This window comes from Kaistia sp. 32K, assembly GCF_016629525.1.
GTDB lineage: Bacteria > Pseudomonadota > Alphaproteobacteria > Rhizobiales > Kaistiaceae > Kaistia.
The window spans coordinates 650751-668350 of record NZ_AP024269.1 but is presented as its reverse complement, the minus strand read 5'-3'; the positions used below and the strand labels follow the sequence as shown (position 1 = coordinate 668350).

At 66.5% G+C, this 17600-nt stretch carries 13 protein-coding genes; 10 read left to right on the top strand and 3 right to left on the bottom strand.

What is annotated here, in order from left to right:
- Positions 1 to 156: 156 nt before the first annotated feature.
- A complete protein-coding gene (locus K32_RS02860; RefSeq protein ID WP_201402572.1) occupies positions 157 to 1194 on the bottom strand; it encodes a C-terminal binding protein in 1038 nt (345 codons plus the stop codon).
- A gap of 84 nt (positions 1195 to 1278) precedes the next feature.
- Between K32_RS02860 and K32_RS02855 the strand changes: the two genes are divergently transcribed.
- The 8 genes from K32_RS02855 (at position 1279) to K32_RS02820 (ending at position 11734) form a co-directional block, all read left to right on the top strand.
- On the top strand, positions 1279 to 1962 hold the full coding sequence (locus K32_RS02855; protein WP_201402571.1) for a GntR family transcriptional regulator: 684 nt from the start codon (positions 1279 to 1281) through the stop codon (positions 1960 to 1962).
- A 1395-nt stretch (positions 1963 to 3357) separates the two neighbouring features.
- On the top strand, positions 3358 to 4407 hold the full coding sequence (locus K32_RS02850) for an ABC transporter permease (RefSeq protein ID WP_201402570.1): 1050 nt from the start codon (positions 3358 to 3360) through the stop codon (positions 4405 to 4407).
- 61 nt (positions 4408 to 4468) lie between these two features.
- On the top strand, positions 4469 to 5437 hold the full coding sequence (locus tag K32_RS02845) for a substrate-binding domain-containing protein (RefSeq protein ID WP_201402569.1): 969 nt from the start codon (positions 4469 to 4471) through the stop codon (positions 5435 to 5437).
- A gap of 48 nt (positions 5438 to 5485) precedes the next feature.
- Complete coding sequence (locus K32_RS02840; protein ID WP_244669809.1) at positions 5486 to 6451, top strand: sugar ABC transporter substrate-binding protein; 966 nt, start codon at positions 5486 to 5488, stop codon at positions 6449 to 6451.
- 637 nt (positions 6452 to 7088) lie between these two features.
- The gene (locus K32_RS02835; RefSeq protein WP_201402568.1) at positions 7089 to 8666 is read left to right on the top strand and encodes a sugar ABC transporter ATP-binding protein; all 1578 of its coding nucleotides are present in this window, start codon (positions 7089 to 7091) and stop codon (positions 8664 to 8666) included.
- On the top strand, positions 8663 to 9439 hold the full coding sequence (locus K32_RS02830; protein ID WP_201402567.1) for an SDR family NAD(P)-dependent oxidoreductase: 777 nt from the start codon (positions 8663 to 8665) through the stop codon (positions 9437 to 9439). The genes K32_RS02835 and K32_RS02830 overlap by 4 nt, the downstream gene beginning before the upstream one ends.
- Before the next feature lie 383 nt (positions 9440 to 9822).
- Positions 9823 to 11271, top strand: coding sequence for an SIR2 family protein (locus K32_RS02825; protein WP_201402566.1), 1449 nt, complete (start codon positions 9823 to 9825; stop codon positions 11269 to 11271).
- On the top strand, positions 11261 to 11734 hold the full coding sequence (locus tag K32_RS02820; RefSeq protein WP_201402565.1) for a TIR domain-containing protein: 474 nt from the start codon (positions 11261 to 11263) through the stop codon (positions 11732 to 11734). Before K32_RS02825 ends, K32_RS02820 begins: the two co-directional genes overlap by 11 nt.
- Before the next feature lie 20 nt (positions 11735 to 11754).
- On the opposite strand, the gene K32_RS02815 is transcribed toward K32_RS02820, so the two are convergent.
- Together K32_RS02815 and K32_RS02810 are read right to left on the bottom strand one after the other, a co-directional pair.
- On the bottom strand, positions 11755 to 12636 hold the full coding sequence (locus K32_RS02815; protein ID WP_201402564.1) for an aldose 1-epimerase: 882 nt from the start codon (positions 12634 to 12636) through the stop codon (positions 11755 to 11757).
- Between the two features lie 741 nt (positions 12637 to 13377).
- A complete protein-coding gene (locus tag K32_RS02810; RefSeq protein WP_201402563.1) occupies positions 13378 to 14043 on the bottom strand; it encodes an SDR family oxidoreductase in 666 nt (221 codons plus the stop codon).
- A 312-nt stretch (positions 14044 to 14355) separates the two neighbouring features.
- On the opposite strand from K32_RS02810, the gene K32_RS02805 reads away from it, so the two are divergent.
- Positions 14356 to 16869 (top strand): thiamine pyrophosphate-dependent enzyme, encoded by a 2514-nt coding sequence (locus K32_RS02805; protein WP_244669807.1) that lies wholly within the window; start codon positions 14356 to 14358, stop codon positions 16867 to 16869.
- Between the two features lie 10 nt (positions 16870 to 16879).
- Positions 16880 to 17593, top strand: coding sequence for an E3 binding domain-containing protein (locus K32_RS02800; protein ID WP_201402562.1), 714 nt, complete (start codon positions 16880 to 16882; stop codon positions 17591 to 17593).
- Positions 17594 to 17600 lie beyond the last annotated feature (7 nt).

Sequence of the window (17600 nt, the reverse complement as noted above, 5' to 3'; positions counted from 1 at the left end):
CAACCAGCGCGCACCCCGCCGCCCCACCCTCGCCGTCATCCCGGCGAAGGTCGGGATCCATACAGCCGAAGCCTCGGGCGTGTGAACCTCCCAGCAACCCAGCAGGATGGATCCCGGGTCAAGCCCGGGATGACGGTGGAGAGTGGGAAGCCTCCCCTACGACGCCTTGCGCACCTTGGCCGGCGTCACAAGGAACTCCCGGTTGACGCAGTTGGTCAGCCTTCCCTCGTTCAGAAAAGCGAGGATGCACTCGACGGCTTTCCTCTGCATGTCCTTCATCGAGGCGGGGCTGTAGAAGGCGGCGTGCGGCGACAGCGCCAGGCGGCCGTCGATCCACGGTTCGCGCGCCGCCCAGGCGGCGATCAGCGGATGCGAACGATCGGCCGGCTCCTTCGGCAGCACGTCGAGCCCGGCGCCGGCGACGCGGCCGTCCTTCAGCGCCGCCAAGAGCGCATCGAGATCGACGATCGGCCCGCGCGCCGTGTTGATCAGGATCAGCCCCGGCTTGGCGGCCGCGAAGGCGGCGGCGTCGAGAAAGCCGTTCGTCTCGGCCGAAAGCGGCGCATGCACGCTCAATATGTCGCTGATCGCCATCAATTCCTTCAGGCTGTGCACGCGCTCATAGCCGGTGGCGAGCTCGACGCCGTTCGAGAGATGCGGATCGAAGAAGACGACGCGCATGTCGAAAGCGGCGGCGCGGCGCGCGGCGGCGAGCCCGATGCGGCCGAGGCCGACGACGCCGAAGGTGGCGCCGCGGAGCCGTCGCACCAGCGGCGCGCGGGCAAAGTTCCAGCCGTGCTCCGGGTCGGCGTTCAGCAGACGGTCATAGGTTTCGGTGCCGCGCGTCAGCGCCAGCATCAGCGCGAGCGCGTGGTCGGCGACCTCGGTCGTGCCGTAATCCGGCACGTTGCAGACCGGCACGCCGCGCGCGCCCCAGCCCTCAAGGTCGAGATTGTCGTAGCCGACGCCCTCGCGCACGACGATCTTCACCTTCTCGAAGTCGTCGAGTTCGGCCGGCAACAGAAGCGTCGCCGAGCAGTTGATGACGGCGTCGGCGGCGGCCGAGCGGGCGCGATCGAGCCGATAGGCGGGATCGGCGGGCGTCGGGTCGATGTCGAAATCTGCCTTCGATCCGAACATCTCGAAGAGCTCCGGATTTTCGGGCGGATACCAGTTGGCTTTCAGAATGCGCATGGTGTTTCCTGCCTTGGCTCGCCACATTCGTGCTGGCGTTCTCCTGATTGTTAACAGTAGACTGTATCAATGAGCAAGCGTCCGATGACCCCTCCCCTGCAGCGCCGCGAACGCCGCGTGCTGACCGACGACGTCGCCGATGCGCTGCGCGAGGCGATTTTGAGCGGCCGTTTCCAGCGCGGCGAGCGCCTGATCGAGGACGAGCTGGCGGAGAGCCTGAACGTCAGCCGCGGGCCGATCCGGCAGGCGATCTTCCGCCTGCAGCAGGAGGGGCTGGTGGTGCACGAGACGCATCGCGGCGCCACCGTGGCGCAGATCTCGCTGCACGACGCGAGCGAGATCTACAGCCTGCGCACGGCGCTGGAAAAGCTCGCCGTGGTCGAGGCCTGCCGCAACGCGACCGAGGCCGATCTCGCGCCGCTCGACGCCATTCTCCTGTTGTTTCAATCAATTCCGCGCGCCTCGATGACAAGGCGCCGCGTCGCCGAGATGGATATCGACTTCCACGACGCGCTGTTCCGCGCCGCCCATCACGCCCGGCTCTACCGCGCCTGGGAGGCGCTGCGCTCGCAGATCTTCGTCTTCCTGCTGCTGCGCGACGGCCTGCCGGAGGACTATCTGACCTCCTGGGTCGAGGCGCATGCCCGCCTGCTCGAAACGGTGCGCAGCCGCGATTCCGTTGCCGCGCTCGCCTGCATCGAGGACCACATCGAAGCCGCCTATGGCCGCCTGAGGCAGCACCTGCTCGAGACCGAGGCGGCCGGGTAGCGGGTGGCCGAGACGGTCGGGTGGGGCCTCGGTAGGTCGGCATTTATGGGATCAGACGATTGTTAACAATCGACAATGTCGCCTTCGCCGGGCTTGATGCCGCCACCCCACGCTCGTCGGACCGATCCCGCTGCCGCCCTCCCCCACCGCTTGGAACTCCGCCGCCCGCCCACCCTCGCCGTCATCCCGGCCCCCGAGCCGGGATCCATTCGGCCGGGTTGCTGGCCGGGTGGAACTCCGCCGCCCCCCACCCTCGCCGTCATCCCGGCCCCCGAGCCGGGATCCATTTCCGCCGGGTTGCTGGCCGCGCGAACCTCCCGATGCCTCGGATGTATGGATCCCTGCTTTCGCAGGGATGACGGCGAGGGTGGGATAGCGGTCGGAAGGGGCGTCGGGACCGCGCCGGCACGCAGGCCGTGCGTCCTTCGAGACGCCCCTTCGGGGCTCCTCAGGATGATGGGCATGGGTGCCCCTGCCAGCCTGCCGGGCAGAGCCGAAGCGCACCGACTGCCGCCCTCCTCCGCCACGTGGGCCCTCTGCCCACGCTCGCCGAGGTCCCCCGAAGCCGGGATCCATTCAACAGCAGCCTCTGCCCAGTTGAACCCCCAGCCGGCCCTCCCTCTGTCGCGTTGAACTCCGCCGCCCGCCCCACCCTCGCCGTCATCCCGGCCTCCGAGCCGGGATCCATTCAGCCGGGGTTGCTGGCCGCGTAAACCTCCCGATGCCTCGGATGTATGGATCCCTGCTTTCGCAGGGATGACGGCGAGGGTGGGACGACGGTCGGAGGGCGCGTGGGGACCGCGAGGGCACGCAGGCCGTGCGTCCTTCGAGACGCCCCTTCGGGGCTCCTCAGGATGATGGGCATGGGTGCCTTGCAAGCCTGCCGGGCAGAGCGGATCGGGACGCAGCCGGCCTTTGCCCTGTTCGGGAATTGCCAGCCCCACACCAACTGCGCGGACCTCCTACCCCCCCGCTGCTAAAACTCCGCCGCCCGCCCCACGCTCGCCGTCATCCCGGCCCCCGAGCCGGGATCCATTTCCGCCGGGTTGCTGGCCGCGTGAACCTCCCGATGCCTCGGATGCATGGATCCCTGCCTTCGCAGGGATGACGGCGAGCGTGGGATGGCGGCCGGAGGGCTCACGCCAGTCGCGCGCCTCACGCCTCACGCCAGTCGCCCTCTCAACCTGCGCCTTGAGCCCTCCCGCCCCTCACCCTCACCCTCACCCTCACCCCCTCGCTCTCCCCGCCTCCCCAAATTCCCCGCCTCCCATTTTCATGAGAGTTGATAAATTTATAATAGCATGATGTTATGCGAACAGGCCGCCCCGCTGTTCCGGGGAAGCCCCGCCTGGGAGCGCATCGAGGAGGATGTACCCGGTGGAAAGGGAGGAAAACATGGAACGTACCGTCGAGCGGGATGCCGCCTTCGAGGGATCCGGCCGCGCGCTGCGCGATCGGCTGACGCGGCTCGTCGCCGTCGGCGAGGTGGGCGTGCTGCTCGCGCTGATCGTGCTCGTCGCCTTCTTCTACCTGATGGAGCCCGCCTTCCTGTCGGAGCGCAACATCCGCGCCATCCTGCGCGTCGTCTCCTTCATCGGCATCATCGCCATCGGCCAGACCATCCTGCTCGTCTGCGGCGAGTTCGACCTTTCGGTCGGCGCGGTCGCCGGCCTGTCCGCCGTCTGCAGCGCCAAGCTGATGACCGCCCTCGCCCTGCCCGTGCCGATCGCGCTGCTCGGCGGCGTGCTGGTCGGCGCCGGCGTCGGCCTCGTCAACGGCATCGTCGTCGTCAAGTTCAGGATCCCGGCCTTCATCCAGACGCTCGGCATGCTGTTCATCGGCCAGGGCCTGATCCAGGTCGTCACCAACGGCTATCCGGTCTATCCGCTGCCCGCCGTTATCAGCGATATCGGCTATGCCAGCATCGTCTTCGGGCTCGGCTGGAGTTTCGTCTTCTTCATCGTCGCCGCGCTCACGGCCGATTTCGTGCTCCGCCGCACCGTGCTCGGCCGCAACATGTACGCGACCGGCGGCAATCCCGAGGTCGCCCGCCTCGTCGGCATCGACACGGCGCATTACAAGATCGGCGCCTTCATGACGGTCGGCGCGCTCGCGGCGATCGCCGGCATGTTCGTCATGGCCGACCTCGCCTCCGGCACCACCTCGATCGGCAGCGGCTGGGAACTGAACGTCATCGCCGGCGTGGTCGTCGGCGGCATCAGCCTGTTCGGCGGCGCCGGCACGATGGCGGGCGGCCTGATCGGCGTGCTGCTCCTGCAGGTCGTCACCAGCGGCCTCGTCGTCGTCGGCGTCAACGCCAACTGGCAGCAGATCGCGGTGGGCGTGATCATGGTGCTCGCCGTCGGCCTCGACATATTGCGCCGCCGCTTCTTCATCGCCGGCTCTAGCGCCCAGCCGGCCGAGACCCCGCCCAATCCGCCATAGCCCGGACGGATCGGCAGGCAATGCATCGGCTCCAGGCAACAAGAACGAGGGGAGAAGCGTGATGTCATACAAAGCCGCAAGATCGACGGGACTGACGTTCGGCGCCGCCATCGCCGCCCTGCTGGCGCTGAGCCAGGCCAGCCCGGCCGCCGAGAAGAACCTGCTCTGGGTCAACCCGCTCCGCGACCATCCGGTCTGCAAGATCATGCAGGCCGGCTTCCTCGATAAGTGCAAGGAGCTCGGATACGCCTGCGAGATCGTCGGCAATCCGAGCGCCACGAGCTTCGATATTCCCGCCAGTATTCCGCTGGCGGACGCGGCGCTGGCCCGGACCCAGTTTGCCGCCGTCGCCGTCGTCGGCAACGACCCGGCCATCAACACTTACATCTCGCGCCTCGCCCGCGACGGCTATCCCGTCGTCACCTGGCACATCCTTCCGCCGGAAGGCTCCGTGCCGGGCCTGAAGGCGGCGACCGGCGAAGTCATCCCGGAGGCCGGCGCCAACGCCGCCATCGCCATGGGCGACAAGCTCGGCGGCAAGGGCGTCGTCGCCGTCACCGAGGGCAGCTACAACACGGCCGAGAACGACATGGCGGCGGCCTTCAAGAAGACGATGGCCGAGAAATACCCCGACATAAGGGTGCTCGATCCCGAGCTCGAGGGCTATGAACCGAGCGCGGCCCAGGCCAAGGCCGTCGCCCTGCTCCAAGGCCATGCCGACGTCACCGGCGCCTTCTCGACGACCGGCAACGGGCTTCAGACATGGTCCGGCGCCGCCCGCGCCGCCGGCCGCAAGCTCGTCATCATCGGCATGGACTACACGCGCCAGAACCTCGACCTGATCAAGTCGGGCGAGGCCTACGGCATCGTCGCGCAGCCGCTCTACGAGGAGGGCGCGAAGGTCGCGGAGCTTTCCGCAGCACTCGCCGAGGGCAAGGCCGTCGACTACCTCAACCCGCTGCCGGCCAAGGTCGCGACCGCCGCCGACCTCGAGCCCTACTACGCCATGCTGAAAAGCGCCGGCCAATAGCTTCAAACGATCCGGCACAGGCCGGACACCAACAGGGAGGATACCGAGTTGAACCACAAGATCCGAATGGCGGCACTCGGTGCCGTGACCATCCTGGGCGCCCTCGCCGGCTTCGGCCAGGCGGCGAGCGCCGCCGGCAAGAACGTGCTCTGGGTGCAGCCGATGCGCGACCATCCGGTGCACCGGCTGATGCAGGCCGGCTTCCTGGAGAAGTGCAAGGAACTCGGCAACACCTGCGAGGTCGTCGGCAATCCGAGCGCCACCAATTATGACGTCTCGGCCTCGATCCCGCTCGCCGAGGCCGCCATGGCCCGCACCAAGTTCGATGCCATCGCCGTCTATGGCCCGGGCCCCGAGATCTTCCCGTTCATCGGCAAGCTCGGCAAGGAAGGGTTTCCGGTCGTCACCTGGCACGTGCTGCCGCCGGAGGGCTCCGTCCCCGGCCTGAAGGCCGCCGTCGGCGAGGACATTCCGAGCGCCGGCCAGTCGGCCGCCATCGCCATGGGTGAGAAGCTGGGCGGCAAGGGCGTTATCGCGCTGACCCAGGGCTCGTCGAACGATACCGAGAACGTCATGGCGGATTCATTCCGCAAGACGATGGCCGAGCGCTTCCCGGACATCCGCATCCTCGAAACCCAGATGGAAGGTTTCGAACCCTCCGCCGCCGAGGCCAAGGCCGTGGCGCTGCTGCAGGGCAATCCGGACGTCACCGCCGCCTTCTCGACCACCGGCAACGGCGCGCAGACCTGGTCGGGCGCCGCGCGCAAGGCCGATCGTCCGCTCGTCATCATCGGCATGGACTATATCCGCCAGAACCTCGACCTGGTGCGTTCCGGCGCCGCCTATGGCGTCGTCGCGCAGCCGCTCTACGAGGAAAGCGCCCGGACGGCCGAGCTCGCCAACGACCTCGCCGAGGGCAAGGCGGTTCCCTACCTGAACCCGCTGCCGGCCGGCGTCATCACCGCCGGCGACCTCGAGCCCTACTACGCCATGCTCGACCGCGCCGGTCAGTGAGGCCGCGCGAGAGGGAGGCTCCGCACCAGCCCTCTCCCTCCGGGAGAGGGCTGGGTGAGGGCCTTGCTTCCTTGGCGAGGCAAGGGCCGAATCGGAGGCGCCGAGATGGGAAAGTCGACGCCTCCCCTCTTCCCGAGGGAAATCCTCGCGCCTCGCTGTCTAGCCGCCGCGCGAGGCTCGGTCCCCATCATCCTGAGGTGCCCGAGTGCAGCTCGGGCCTCGAAGGACGCACGGTCTCGGGGCAATCTATCGATGGCACGACCTCTCTGCGTGCTTCGAGACGGCCCTTCGGGCCTCCTCAGCATGATGAGGATGGTGCTCTGCAAAGGGATCTCTCAGGGAGCGGTGAGAGAGATGCTGCAGGGCGCTTCACGGACGACGACGGCGGGATGAGCGCGACGAGCACCGCCCCATCCTCCGCCGTCATCCCTGCGAAAGCAGGGATCCACGCTGCCTTCCGCCGGCGGCTGAATGGATCCCGGGTCGCGCTGCGCTTGCCCGGGATGACGGCGAGCGTGGCGCGGCCGGATGCGCCACCGGCAGGCCGGCGGCAAGGAATGCGAATGCCTGCCCCCTTCCAAAGGGAGCGGCGAAAGAGACCGCGCGTTTGAAAGAAGAACCTTCCGGGGACAAAGACATGACCGACCCAGTGACCGCCCCGCCCGTCATCCAGACCCGCGCCATTGCCAAGAGCTTCGCCGGCGTGCAGGCACTGCGTGGCGTGGATTTCGCCGTGCATCCCGGCGAGATCCACGCCCTGCTCGGCCAGAACGGCGCCGGCAAGTCGACCCTCGTCAAGATCCTGAACGGCGTGCACAAGGCCGGCTCCTATTCGGGCGAGATCCTCGTCGACGGCGAGCTGGTCGCCTTCGCCTCGACCTCGGAGGCCCGCGCCCGCGGTGTCGGCTACGTGCCGCAGGAAATCGAGGTGCTCGAACAGCTCACCGTCGCGGAGAACGTCTTCGCCGGCCATACCGGCCTCGGCCGCGGCCCGATCATCAACCGCCGCCGCATGGAAGCCGAGGCGCGCGCCCTCTTCGCCGAGCTCGGCCTTTCGATCGACCCGCGCATGCTGGTCGCGAGCCTGACCTCGGCGCAGCGCCACCTGGTGATGATCGCGCGCGCCCTCTCCATCAAGCCCCGCGTGCTGATGCTGGACGAGCCGACCGCGTCGCTCTCCGGCGTCGAGGTCGAGCGGCTGTTCTCCGTGCTGCGCCGGCTGAAGGCGCAGGGCAAGACGATGATCTTCATCACCCACCGCCTGCCCGAAGTGCTCGCCATCTGCGACCGCGCCACGGTGCTGCGTGACGGCCGCGTCGCCGCCGCGATCGAGCGCGACGCCTTCGACGAGGAGCAGTTCATCTACGCCATGTCGGGCCAGAAGCTGCAGCGCCTCTATCCCCATCACGACGCGCCGCCGGCCGAAACGAGGCCGCTGCTCCAGGTGAAGAACCTCTCGATCGCCGGCCGCTTCGGCGTCAATCGCGGCGTCAGCGACGTCTCCTTCGACGTGCGCCCGGGCGAAATCCTCGGCCTCGCCGGCCTGCTCGGCTCCGGCCGCACCGAGATCCTTCATGCGATCTACGGCCGCATCCCCTATTCCGGCGAAATCGCCGTCGACGGCGCGCCGGTCGCGATCCGTACCGCCGCCGACGCCCGCGCCGCCGGCATCGCGCTTTTGACCGAGGACCGCAAGCGCGACGGGCTGCTGTTCAACCTGCCCGTCGGCGCCAACATCACCATCGGCAATCTCAGCCCGCTTTCGAGCCACGGCATGGTGCGCGAGGGCCGCGAGAAGAGCGCCGTGCTGGCCGCGATGCGGGCGCTCAACGTCAAGGCGCGCTCGCCGCAATCCTCCGTCGCCCATCTCTCCGGCGGCAACCAGCAGAAGCTGCTCTTCGCCCGCGTGCTGATGCGCGCGCCGCGCATCCTGCTTCTCGACGAGCCGACCAAGGGCGTCGACGCGGCGACCCGCGCCGAGATCTACCGGCTGATCGTCGATTTGGCCGACAAGGGCGTGGCGCTCATCGTCGTCGCCTCGGAGCTGGAAGAGGTGATCGGCATCGCCGACCGCTGCCTCGTCGTCGCTGATGGCCGCCTCGTCGGCGAATTTTCGCGATCCGAAGGCAGCGAGGACAAGGTGCTGCGCACCATCACCGCCGCGCAGGCCGAGATGCAGCGCGCCGCGCTGGCGAAGGCAGGACACACAGCATGACGAAACGCTTCGCCGGCAAATCAATCCTGGTCACCGGCGCCGCGACCGGCATCGGCCGCGCCACGGCCGAGCATCTCGTCGCCGAGGGAGCAAGCGTGCACGGCCTCGGCCTCGACGCGGCGGAAGGCCATGCGCTCGCCGCCGACTACGCCAAACGCGGCCTGCCGCTCCATTTCGCCGAGGTGGACCTGACCGACGACGCGGCGATCCGCGCGGCGATCGCGCGTGCGCATGAGACATCCGGGCGGCTCGACGCCGTGGTCAATTGCGCCGGCATCTATCCGACGGGCAAGCGCCTGGAGGACGTCACGGATGCGGAATGGGGCCTCTGCGTCTCCGTCAATTTGACCGCGATCTTTCGCGTCTGCCGCGCGGCGCTGCCGCTGATCCGCGCGGCGGGCGGCGGCTCGGTCGTCAACCTCGCCTCGGTGCATGCGGTCGCGACCGTTCCGGGCGTGCCGGCCTATGCCGCCACCAAGGCGGCCGTGGTCGGCCTCTCGAAGCAGATGGCGCTCGACTACGCGGTCGACCGCATCCGCGTCAACGCGGTCATCGTCGGCTCGGTGGCGACAAGAATGACTCTCGGCGACGCCCCCGACGCCCGCGAGCGCGTCGAGGCGGCCGGGCTCTATTTCGACGAGCGCAAAGTCCCACGCGTCGCCGACCCGGCCGAACTCGCCCGCGCCATCGCCTTCCTGCTCTCCGACGACGCGTCGTTTGTCACGGGGAGCGCCTTCACGGCGGATGGCGGGCTGACGGCGCTGTTGTTGTAGGGACCTGAGAGCCCCGCCCGGCATTCCACTAGCAGCCCTAGGTGCGCACGAACCCGTGACCCACCAATACTGCGCCCAACACCGGACCGACCCCGAGGATCACGAGCAGCCTCGCGAAGGGGCTCTCGGGATGTCGTTCGTTCGGTTCTGTCACTGTGCGGACTGGGCGGTCGCCAGACATTGCATCGCGGTGTCCGACGCGTACTCCAACGCAACCATACAAACGCGTTGAGCTCACACGCCTGGATAGCTCTTACAAATCTTTGCACGCCCCGATTGACTTTATTGTTTCATAAGTTAGTAAAATTAAGGATAAATCGATCGACTCTTACTGCAAACGATATCGACGTTCCGTTTCCCCATTGCTAGCTCGTGTATCGAAAATGAAGACAGCCATCACTTCATTCATTAGTGAGTACCTGGCAGAAGTTGTAGAAGGGAACGCAGCCATTTTTGCCGGCGCAGGACTCTCCGCACCTGCAGGTTTCGTAGATTGGCGCGAACTTATTCGCCCCCTCTCACAAGAGCTCGATCTCGACATCGACCTAGAGAGCGACCTTGTTGCGGTCGCGCAGTTCCATGTCAACGCAAATGGTCGAAATAGGCATAGACTCCACAAGGCAGTTATTGAAGCCCTATCGGCCGATAATCCTCCCACTCAGAACCACATACTTCTAGCGAAGCTACCAATTCGTACTTGGTGGACAACGAATTATGATAAACTCATCGAGAACGCGCTCAAAGATGCCGGGAAAATCGTCGATATAAAGAGTGCCATACAGCAGCTAGCAACGACGCGCCCGCGCCGTGATGCGATTGTTTATAAAATGCATGGGGATGTTGACCGTCCAGACGAAGCGGTTGCCACTCGCGATGATTTTGAGAGATATTCGACAGATCGCGGAGCATTCATAACGGCCCTGGCAGGCGACCTTGTATCAAAGACCTTCCTTTTTTTGGGATTTAGCTTCACAGACCCCAATCTTGAACAGGTACTCGCAAGAGTTCGCCTGACTTTTACGACCAATCAAAGAAGGCACTTTGCAGTTTTTCGTACAAGAACTAAGAGGGCGGATGAATCCGACAAAGCATTCGAACACGACAGAACGCGTCAGGCCCTTGTAATTGAGGACCTAAAGCGCTTCAACGTACGCGTTCTTTTGATTGATGATTACAACGAAATAACCGACTTTCTGGAAGAACTTGTAAGTAGATATAGACGTCGAACCGTATTCATATCGACAAGCGCGGCCAATTTTGAACCATGGGGACAGCAAGCGGTATCCGAGTTTGCTCAAGAATTGGGTCGGAGCTTGGTGGCTAGTGGGAGCAGAGTTGCAACCGGCCTAGGTGCCGGAATTGGTGATGCAATATTTACCGGAGGACTACGCGAGGTAATGCGGCTCAATGGAAGCATTGAGGACTCACTTATCCTCCGCCCCTTTCCCCAATCAGGAAGACATGAGGAAAGGGACGAACTGTGGGAGACCTATCGGAAGGAGATAATTTCCCACGCAGGCATAGCATTGTTCTTATTCGGCAATAAGTACAGCGGCGATGATGTTATCTCTGCCGATGGCGTTGTACGCGAATTCGAGATCGCCCGCCAGCAAGGTCTCGTCGTCATTCCAGTGGGAGCTACGGGTGCCGCCGCCAATGCGCTTGCAAATATTGCTATCGCCGATCCAGACAAATTCATTCCCGAATGGGGCGAAGACGGGCCCAGAATACTCGGTGAATTAGCAGACGAGAGCACGAGTTTGGGTCGAATAATCGACATCACACTCGATCTAGTCAAGATACTTCAAAGAGGACATCAAGGTGGTTCGTAAGGTATTTTTTAGTTTTCACTATGCTCGAGATGTCCGCAGAATCCAGCAGGTTAGGCAGTCGTGGGTAATTCGCGAACGCGGAGCGGCTCCACCGTTTTATGACAACGCCGACTTTGAAGAAGCTAAGCGACGAGCTGGCGGCATCCAGAGGTGGATAGATGACCAGTTATATGGATGCTCCGTGACGGCAGTACTGTTCGGCCGCGAGACCTTTGAAAGAAGTTGGGTGAGATATGAGATCGAGCAGAGCTACCAGCGTCGTATGGGAATACTAGCGATCGATATTCACAACGTACGCGACCCACTCACTGGCACAGATCTTCCAGGACAAAACCCTCTTGCTCACTTAGCTACCAAGGGTATTCCATATACTCGTTACCGCACGTATGATTGGGTTCGCGACGACGGCTACAACAATATCGGGAGTTGGATCGAAAACGCTGCGCGCGATGCCGGAAGGTGACCCAATATTCTGGTAGTATCTCAGCCAGACAAAGGTATCACCCCAAACCGCACCACCCCCGCCATTGCTTCGCCCGGGTTGAGCACGACCAGGCCGAGGCCGTGCTCGCCGGCTTCCAGCTTGTTGACGGCGCAAGGGACGTTGGTTTGGGGTTCCAGGCAGAAGAAGGTTTGGTTCGGGTCGGCGTAGAGCATCAGGTTTTCGAAGATGGGTTCGGCCTCGATCACGAGTGTCACGCCGCGCGAGGGGAAGCGGAGTTCGGCGACGCCGTCCCAGCCGGAATAATCATTGTTGCGCCAGTGGCTTGGCAGCTTCGCGCCGCGTGAGAAATCGAGTTCTGGCGGCACGGTGATGCGCGAGCCGGCGACGCCGTCCGGGGCTTCGAGCCAGAAGTTTCGGGCGTTGAAGGTGAGCTCGACATCGGCGTCGCGCTCGAACCAGGGGTGATGGCCGAAGCCGAAGGGCATGCGGACGGGGCCGAGGTTTTCCAGCGTCGTCGTCAGCGTCAGTCCCTCCGGCGCGAGCTCGAAGCGCTGCGTGGCGCGGTACTGGAATGGCTCGCCGGCGACGCGGCGCTCCAGCGTCATCAGGACGGCCGTGTCCGAGAGCTGCTCCGCCTGCCACGCGGACTGCCAGCCGCTGCCGTGCACATTAAAGCGCTCGGCGCCGTTGTTGGCAGCGAAACGATAGGTGACGCCGTCGAAGGTGAATTCGTTGCCATCGATGCGGTTGGCATAGGGCAGCATCGGGAAGGAGGCGACGCCGAGCACGTCGCCCTTCGCCGCGCGCTCCGGCGTCAGCGCCCGCAGGATGTCGACGCCGTTCTTGCGGAAGGCGGCGATCGAGCCGCCGATTTCGGGTGCGAGGACGAGGGTGAGATCACCGGCGGCGAGTTCGATCATGCGGGCGTTTCCTTGGATTCTGTTCGTGGCTTCGATGTTAGCCGCCGGGGCCGCGCGCGAAAGGGGCGCGTGGAGGTCGTCCCCGCTTTCCGGAGAGCCTTTTGTGGCGCGTATTGGATGCAGGCGCGCCGTGCGTCCTTCGAGACGGGCCTCCGGCCCCTCCTCAGGATGATGGGGGGGTTGAGACGGGCATGCCGGTCGAGGCGCCATCCGTGGCCAGTCGCTCGCATGGCTCCGTCATTCGCCTCCATCCTTGCACAAGCAAGGATCCAGGCGTCGCGAGGCTCCGGGGGTTCCGCGCGGCGACAACCCGGCTGCATGGATCCCGGGTCAAGCCCGGGATGATGGCAAGGGTGGGATGACGCGTCGCTCATGCCGGAAGCCTCGCTCCCTCTGGGAGAGGGTATAGGGAACCCTCCGGCGAGGCCGTAAACCCTCACCCGCGGGCCTCCGGCCGTCGACCCCTCCATCAGGAAACCTTCGCGCAACCCTAGGCGACAGTCATGCAGTGCGCCGGCCCCCTCATCCTGAGGCGCCCGAGCGTAGCTCGGGCCTCGAAGGACGCACGGTTTAGGGGCAGTGCATCGATTGCAGAACCGCTCTGCGTGCTTCGAGACGCCCTTCGGGGCTCCTCAGCATGATGAGGGTGGTGTTCTGCAAAGGTCTCCCTCGGAGAGACGTGAAGGCTTGGACGTCCAGATACGTCTCGCCTGACCAAGATGATGTCCGGACGAGACGAAATCAGAAATTGCGGCCGTAGCCGGTCGTCCAGCCGCCGTCGACGGCGAGGGTCTGGCCGGTGGTGTAGCTGTTCAGCGGGTCGACCAGGAAGAGCACGGCGTGGGCGATGTCGGCCGGCGCGCCGGCGCGGCCGAGCGGCACGTGGCTGAGCATCGCCGCGTCGCCGCTGGCTGCCGGATCCGCCCCGCCCTCGTCTTCCGCCTCGATACGGCCGACGGCGACGGCATTGACGCGGACAGCGGGAGCGGCCGTCATGGCCAGCGCCCGGACGGCTGCGATCACCGAGGCCGCCGCCGCCGACCAGGCCGGATGGCGGCGCATCGGGACGAGGCCGGCGGCTGAGACGAGATGGACAATGCGGCCCGAGCCGCGCGAAACCATGGCGCTCGCGATGCGCTCCGCCTCGGCGACGAGCGCCTCGGGCCGGTGGGCGGCGTCGGGCGCCAGCGGATGGGCGAGGATCAGGATATCCGGCGCCGCGATGCTCTCGCCCAAAACTTCGCCGCCGCCCGCCTCGTCTTCTCCCTGCCGGGGCGAGCCGGAGGCTGGTGCCAAATCCCGCGTGACGATCGCGCCATTGGCGCGGAGCGCGGCGACGACCGCCTCCAGGATGGCGGATTCAGCGCCCGCGATGCGCGCGGTCTGGCCGGCCAGTTCGACTTCCATGCGTTCTCCCCCCAATGCTTGCCGCGCATCGTTCCATGGAAACGCCGCGAGGCTCAACCTCTTGTACCGGTGCGGCTTTCCCGCGACGCGGGCCGGCGCGCCGCCCGGCATCGGCCCGCTGCCGGCCGGCCTGAAGCAATCGCCCGGCCTGCCGTCCCGCGCCTCTCCGACGATTTGCAGGACCTATGCTTTTTGGCCTTGGCAATTCGCCGCTCGATAACATAACATCATGCTATTATAATTTTTGATGCGATGTCCACCCGGACGCGAGGACGCATCGCCCCGTTGCCCGACGGGGAAGAGGGAGGAAGCATGAGCGCGCAACCAAGCCCGGACGCGAGCCAGGAATTGAGCCAGGCATTGAGCCCGGAAGCCACCCGCTCCGACGGCAGAAAGAGCGGAGGCCGGGGCCTCGAGGCGAAGGCGGCGGCCCCCGCCGGCCCGGTCGTCCGCAGCGCCCCCGGCAAGGTCCTGCCGGCCGGGCTCACCGCCCCGGCGCTGCTCGACCTCTACGAGCAGATGGTGCTGCTCCGCCGCTTCGAGAGCGTGGCGCAGACCGCCTGCCGCAAGGGCGAGACGCCCGGATTCCTGCATCTCTATATCGGCGAGGAGGCGACGGCCGTCGGCGTCTGCGCGCATCTCCGGCCTACCGACTGGATCACCTCGACGCATCGCGGCCATGGCCACGCGCTCGCCAAGGGCATGGACCCCAACATCCTGATGGCGGAACTGTTCGGCAAGCGCGACGGCTGTTGCGGCGGGCGCGGCGGCACCATGCATCTCTATGACCGCTCGGTCGGCCTATTCGGCACCAACGGCATCGTCGCCGCCGGCATCAGCCATGCCGTCGGCGCCGGCATGTCGGCCCGCACGCAGGGCCGCGACGACGTCGGCGTCGCCTTCTTCGGCGACGGCGCCACCAACCATGGCGGCTTCCATGAATCGCTCAATTTCGCCGGCATCCAGAAGGCGCCGGCGATCTTTATCTGCGAGAACAACCTCTATGCCACCGCGACGCCGCTTGCCTCGGCGACGCTGAACCCCGAGATCGCGACCCGCGCGGCGGCCTATGGCATTCCCGGCGTCGCCGTCGACGGCAACGACGTCATCGCCGTCTGGCAGGTGATGGCCGAGGCGATTTCGCGCGCCCGTTCCGGCGAGGGCCCGACGCTGATCGAGGCGAAGACCTATCGCACCGTCGGCCACCACGAGGGCGACCCGGTGACCGGCACCTATCGGACGCAGTCGGAGGTGGACGCATGGGCGAAGCGCGACCCGATCCAGATGCTGCGCCGTCGCATTCTCGAGGATTTTGAGGCTGCCTCGGTCGAGGCGCTCGATGCGATCGACGCGAAGATCGACGGCATCGTGCAGAAATCGCTCGAATTCGCGCGCAATTCGCCCGAGCCGGATCCGGCGACGACGGGGCTGCATGTCTATGCAGAGCCGATCAACCCGGCGGACGCGCTCGTGCAGGCGGCGCCGACGGCGAGCGTGACGCAGAGCTGGCTCGACGCGGTGCGCGACGGCATCGCGGAGGAAATGCGCCGCGACAAGAACATCCTCTATCTCGGCGAGGGCACCGGCGAGCGCGGCGGCACCTTCGCGCACACCAAGAACCTCTGGGCCGAGTTTGGCCCCAACCGCATGGTCGACACGCCGATCTCCGAGCAGGGTTTTACGGGGGCCGCGATCGGCGCCTCGGCGACGGGGACCCGGACGATCGCCGACCTGATGTTCGCCGATTTCGTGTTCGAGGCGGCGGGGCAGATCGTGCTGCAGGCGGCGAAGCTGCGCTACATGTCGAACGGGCAGATGAACGCGCCAATGGTGGTGCGGGTCGGTTCCGGCGCGGTGCGCTCGGCAGGCCCCCATCACAGCGGCACCTATCATCCGAGCTGGGCCAATATTCCGGGCCTGATCGTCTGCATGCCCTCGACGCCGGCCGACGCCAAGGGGCTGATGAAGACGGCGCTCCGGGCCGGCGATCCCGTCATGATGCTGGAGCCGAAGGCGCTGTTCGCCACCAAGGGCGCGGTGCCGACCGGCGAGCATCTGGTGCCGTTCGGTCTGGCGCGGATTGCCCGCAAGGGCGCCGACATCACCATCGTCGCGGCCGGGCAGTTGGTGCATCGCGCGCTGGAGGCGGCGGAGAAGCTCAGCGCCGAGGGCGTCTCGGCCGAGGTGATCGACCTCCGCACCATCATGCCGCTCGACGTCGGCACGGTGGCGAAGTCTGTCGCCAAGACGCACCGGCTGCTGGTGGTGGACGAAGGCTGGGGGGCGTTCGGCGTCGGCGCCGAGGTGGCGCAGGCGATGAACGAGCTCGCCTTCGACGATCTCGACGCGCCGGTCGGCCGCCTCCATACGGATGCGCAGCCGCATCCGCTGGCGCCGTCACTGGAGCGCGCCATGCTGGTCGATACCGACAAGATCGTCGCCGGCGCGAAGGGTGTGCTCGAAGGCAAGCCGCCGGTGCCGAAGCACTGGCGTCATGTCGGTGGCCAGGCGGCTCCGGCACCGGTCGCCGCGCCTGTCGCAGCCGCACCGGCTCCGGCGGCCCCCCCTGCCGCGGCGGCGGTGCCAGCTGGCGACGGCGAGCCGATCACCATGCCGTTCGGCGATCTGACGGTGTCGGAAGGCACGATCGTCGGCTGGCTCAAGGCGGAGGGCGACGCGGTCAAGGCGGGCGAGATCGTCGCCGAGATCGAGACGGACAAGGCCGTGGTCGAGATCGAAGCGCCGGTCGACGGCATTCTCGGACCGATCGAGCAGCCGAAGGGCGCGGTCGTGCCGATGGGCGGCCGCATCGGCAGCGTCCGGTGAGGAGAACGGCATGAACGCGCCCGTCCGTATCCTCGCCTCGCCCTATGCGAAACGGCTCGCCCGCGAGCGCGGCCTCGCGCTCGAAGGGTTCGCCGGCTCCGGCCCGAACGGCCGCATCGTCGCCGGCGATCTGCTATCGGCGCCGGTCGCGGCGGGCGTGACGGCCCCTGGCCCGGAGGTGATGACGACGCCCGCTCCGGCACCCGAAACCGCCCTTGCGGCTCCGGCGCTTGCGGCGGCGCAGCCCCGGTCGATCTCGGCCTTTTCCGCGACGATCGAGCTTGGCCCCCTTGCCGAGTTCATCGTGGCATCGGGTGCGGCGCTTCCGATCGACGCCTTCCTGGTCAAGGCGGCGGCGCGATCAGCCGGAGCGCACGCCGATGTGCTCCGTTGGATAAAGGCCGAGGGTGGAGGGGTAACCATCCCCCGCTCCGTGACGCTGGCGCCGACCGAGATCGCGCGGCGGCTCGCCGGAGAGACGAATAGCGACACGACCGGCAAGGCGCTGGTTATGTCGCGGCTCTCGACCCGGGGCATCCGGCCCGTCGCCGGCGCACTGCCGGCCGATGCCGAGCTCCGCCTCCTCGTCGTCGCCGCCGATGACGCTGCGAGCGCCGAGGTGCTGCTGGTGCACGATGCGAGCGCCATTCCGGAGGGCGACGCGACAAGAATCCTCGCCGGATTCCGCGACCTTGTCGAGGCGCCGCTGCGACTGCTGGTATGAGGCCGCG